The 3,914-nt window shown below is 62.0% G+C and carries 2 protein-coding genes and 2 pseudogenes; all 4 read right to left on the reverse strand.

Translation table 11 applies throughout. The features are described from left to right. On the reverse strand, nucleotides 1–712 hold a 712-nt coding region (locus I5W_RS21800; RefSeq protein WP_044530810.1), incomplete at its 3' end, for a glycosyltransferase family 8 protein. Nucleotides 713–761: 49 nt separating this feature from the next. After that, complete coding sequence (locus I5W_RS21805) at nucleotides 762–1,748, reverse strand: glycosyltransferase family 8 protein (protein WP_044530811.1); 987 nt, start codon at nucleotides 1,746–1,748, stop codon at nucleotides 762–764. Beyond that, a pseudogene (locus I5W_RS21810) lies at nucleotides 1,748–2,877 on the reverse strand (glycosyltransferase family 9 protein). The gene I5W_RS21805 and the pseudogene I5W_RS21810 overlap by 1 nt, the downstream one beginning before the upstream one ends. A gap of 2 nt (nucleotides 2,878–2,879) precedes the next feature. Continuing rightward, nucleotides 2,880–3,914 (reverse strand): annotated as a pseudogene (locus I5W_RS21815) (ATP-binding cassette domain-containing protein); the annotation flags it as partial.

Consider the following 3,914-nt stretch of genomic DNA (forward strand, 5'->3'; position numbering starts at 1 on the left):
GGAAGGGATCGGAGTGTTCCAGCACCCACTGGTTGGTACTCATGATATGGGCGTGACCGCTGACTTCGGTATTGAGTGCATCCTGGTCGTTGAAGGTCAACTTCTCTGGATTGGACACCAGTGCCCGGATGGCCGCCTCGCTGATCTTGTTCTTCTCCCAGACAGGGATGTTGATGTAGAGCATCCCGGCATTGAAGTAGCGCGGATGCTTCAGACCCAGCACCGAATAGCGTCCATCGTGTCCGTTGGGCGTCTCCCAGCCCACGTCATCGACCACCAGCGCCGTCGTGCCCTCCAGATCCATGGCCATCAGTTCTTCCAGGTCGCCCACGCACAGCATGTCGGCGTCCAGGTAAAGCACGCGGTCGGTCTGCTCCTTGAGCGTGGCGGGCACGATCAGGCGGGTAAAGGTGGACAGCGAATAGTAGGACTTGGCAATCATCTCGGCGAACTCCGCAAAGGTCTCCGGGGCCACCAGATGCGGCACCACCTTGATGTTGGGGGTGGCTTCGATGCTGCGCATCCGGCGCGCATTGTCTGCCGAGATGGCAAAGGCGAAGACGTGGAACACGAAGCGGCGCGACGGGTTGTTGGCCACCAGCGAGGCCAGCATGGCCCCCATCGCGCGGAAGTAATGATTGTCGACGCAAAAGGCGATGTGCCAGGCCTCATCATTGGCGGAGGCGGCACGATGCGCTTGATTCTGGGGCATGGGTTCGGAAGAGTTCATGGTTTGTCGGAGTGCTTCACAAGCCTGCGTCTTACTTCGCAGCGCGCTTGCGCAGGTAGCGCAGATACCACTTCAGGCTTTCCAGTGGCCGCCCCTGGCGGTACAGGAAGCGCGAATGCATCCGCAGTTCCTTGGTATTGCGCGGCTCCTGGTCCAGCGCCATGTCGGCCCAGGGCGAGATATCCAGGTAGCGCCGGAACAGCGTGCAGGCCTCGTGCCGGCTCCACGCCGCCCACGGTTTCACGGCGCCGGCGAAGTGCACGAAGATGGCCTTGCCCACCGGCTTGAGCGCGAACTTGTTCACGTTCAGGTCGTGGATCAGGTCATACAGGTAGTTCCACTTCGGCGACAAGTAGCGTGCGCGGCCGTTGAGTACAATGTTGAGCGCATCCTGGTCAGGGAAGCGCATGTCGGTCTTGCTGTTGAGCAGGGCATCCAGGCTCTTGAGCGTAATATGCTCCGCCAGCCAGTTGGCAATATTGATGAAGATCACGCCGCCGTTGAAATACTCGTTGTGTGCCAGGCCCAGCGCGGCTACCCGGCGCTGCAGCGTGACCGGTGCATCCGGCACCACCACGGCGATTTCCTGTGAGATGTCCATGTCTACCAGCTCATCGAGGCGGTTGAAGCACAGGATGTCGGCATCCAGATAAAGCACCCGGTCGGTCACGTGGGCCAGCACCGTGGGGATGACCAGGCGCGTGAAGATCGACAGCGAATAGTGGGAATGGCCGAGGAAATGCGAGAACTGGGAGAAGTCTTCCAACTTTAATTGATGCAGCTCGGTCTTGACCCGATACATCGATTCCAATTGTTTCAGGCGTCGCTGGTGGTCCTCGGACACCTCGAAGGCCAGCACGTGGACGGTGAAATGCTGGCCTGGATTATTGGCCACGATGGAGGCGATGGTGCCGCCCATGGCGCGGAAATAATGGTTATCGACGCAGAAGGCGATATGGAAGGAAGGCTTGCCGTTGCCGGGCTGCGCCTGGATCTCTGCTTGGCTGGGGAGGTTCATCAGATGGCCTTCATGACTTGTTCGACGCTGACCGCCTTGACCCAGTCGCGGCGACCGGGCGCGGTAATGACGGTGCTGTGGGCGCGATCGACCGGCACCCACTCCGGGTTCTTCTGGCGCATGAGCGCAATGACCGGCACCTGTACCGCATTGGCCAGGTGCATCACCGCGGTTTCCACCGAGATGATCAGGTCGCAGCAGGCCAGCATGGCCGGCAATTGGAAGAAGTTTTCCTCGGCGCTGAACAGTTGCGTGCGCTGCAGCCCATAGCGGCCGATCACTGCGCGTGCGTTGGCCAGTTCCTGCGGTACGGCATTGACGATGAAGCAGGCATCCTGCCAGCCGTCACGCGCCTGCATGGCCGCAATCAGCGCAGCCACGTGTTCCAGCGGCCAGCAGCGTTTCTTGGTCTTGGCATAGGGATTGATGAAGACCAGCTTGCCCGCGCGCGGTGCGAACTGCCAGGCGGCCAGTTGATCCTGCGCATAATGCTGCCACTGCGCTGGAATATCGACGAACGGAAAGCGCGCCTGGCCGGTCACTTCCAGGCCGCTCAATTGCCGGAACCAGTGGGCATAGACATCGCTGATGTGGTGCTCGGGCGTGGCGCTGTGATAGGGCGGCATGGCCGCATCGAGCTTGCGGTAGGCCAGCAGGTGATGCGGCTGGAACAGCTTGACCGATTCTTCATGCCCACCACCCAGCCCTCGGGGCTGATCTCGCGCGCCAAGCCGGCGTACAGATGCGGGCGCAGGGTGGCCAGCGAGACCACGATGGGATAGTGCTCGCGGCGCGCCTCGGCGATCGAGGCGCGGTACAGCTCGGGGCTGTAGGTCTGGGTATAGACCTTGGCGAAGAAGGGGCAGGCTGCGGTCCAGTCGTACAAGGAATATTTCTTCAGATGGGGCCATTGGCTGGCATCGGCGGTGCGCCGTACTTCGTCGACCCACAGATGAATCTTCATATGCGGGTGTTGCGCGGCAAAGCCACGGAAGAAATTCTGCAGATAGGTGAAATCACCCAGCGCCAAGTGCGCGATGAAGAGGATCTTGTCCGATTTCTGCAGCAGTTCGGCGGGGATCAGGGTGCTCAGGGTGTTCTGGGTAGTCTGGGTAGTCTGGGTGCTCATGCTCAGAGGGAGGCTTCTTTTTGCTGGGAGAACTGCAGGCGGTACAGGTTGGCGTACACGCCTTCCTTTTGCAGCAGCTCCTGATGGGTGCCGATCTCGGCGATCTGGCCATGCGCCAGTACCACGATGCGGTCGGCGCGTTCGATGGTGGACAGGCGGTGGGCGATGACGAAGGTGGTGCGGCCTTGCATCAACCGCTCCAGCGCGGCCTGTACGGCGCGTTCGGATTCGGTATCCAGCGCCGAGGTGGCTTCGTCCAGGATCAGGATGGGTGCGTCCTTGTAGATGGCGCGGGCAATGGCCACGCGCTGGCGCTGGCCGCCCGACAGGCGCGAGCCATTGTCGCCCAAGCGGGTCTGCAAGCCCTCGGCCAGACCGGCCACCACGTCGCCCAGGTGCGCGGCTTCCACGGCTGCCTCGATGCGCGCCGCATCCGGCTTGGCGTCACCGTAGGCGATGTTGGCCGCCAGGGTATCGTCGAAGAGCACGGTGTTCTGGTTGACCATGGCGATCTGGCGCCGCAGGCTCTCCAGCGAGATGGTCTCGATGTCGCGGCCATCGAGCCGGATCTCGCCGGCCGTGCAGGAGTAGAAGCCGGGGATCAGGCTCACCAGGGTGGACTTGCCGCCACCGGACATGCCCACGAAGGCGATGGTCTCGCCGGCCTCGACGTGCAGGTTGATGTTCTTGAGCGCCAGTTGTTCGTGACCGGGATAGGTAAAGCCGACCTCGACGAAATCCAGCCGGCCGGTAGCACGCCCGCTCAAGGCTTGGCCGGTGGTGCGTTCGGTGGTCTTGTCGATGAGCTTGTAGACTTCTTCGGCCGCGGCCATGCCGCGTTGCAGAGGGCCGTTGATTTCGGCCAGTTGCTTCAATGGCGTGAGCAGCATCAGCATGGCCGTGATGAAGGACACGAAGCCGCCCACGGTGATCTGGCCATTGCCCGACTGGATCAGGGCCATGACGATCACCACGGCCACGGCGGTGGCGGTCATGAGCTGGGTGATGGGCACCGGGAAGAAAAGGCGGCCGTCTGC

Source organism: Herbaspirillum sp. B65, assembly GCF_000333555.1.
Classification (GTDB): Bacteria; Pseudomonadota; Gammaproteobacteria; order Burkholderiales; family Burkholderiaceae_D; genus Herbaspirillum; species Herbaspirillum rubrisubalbicans.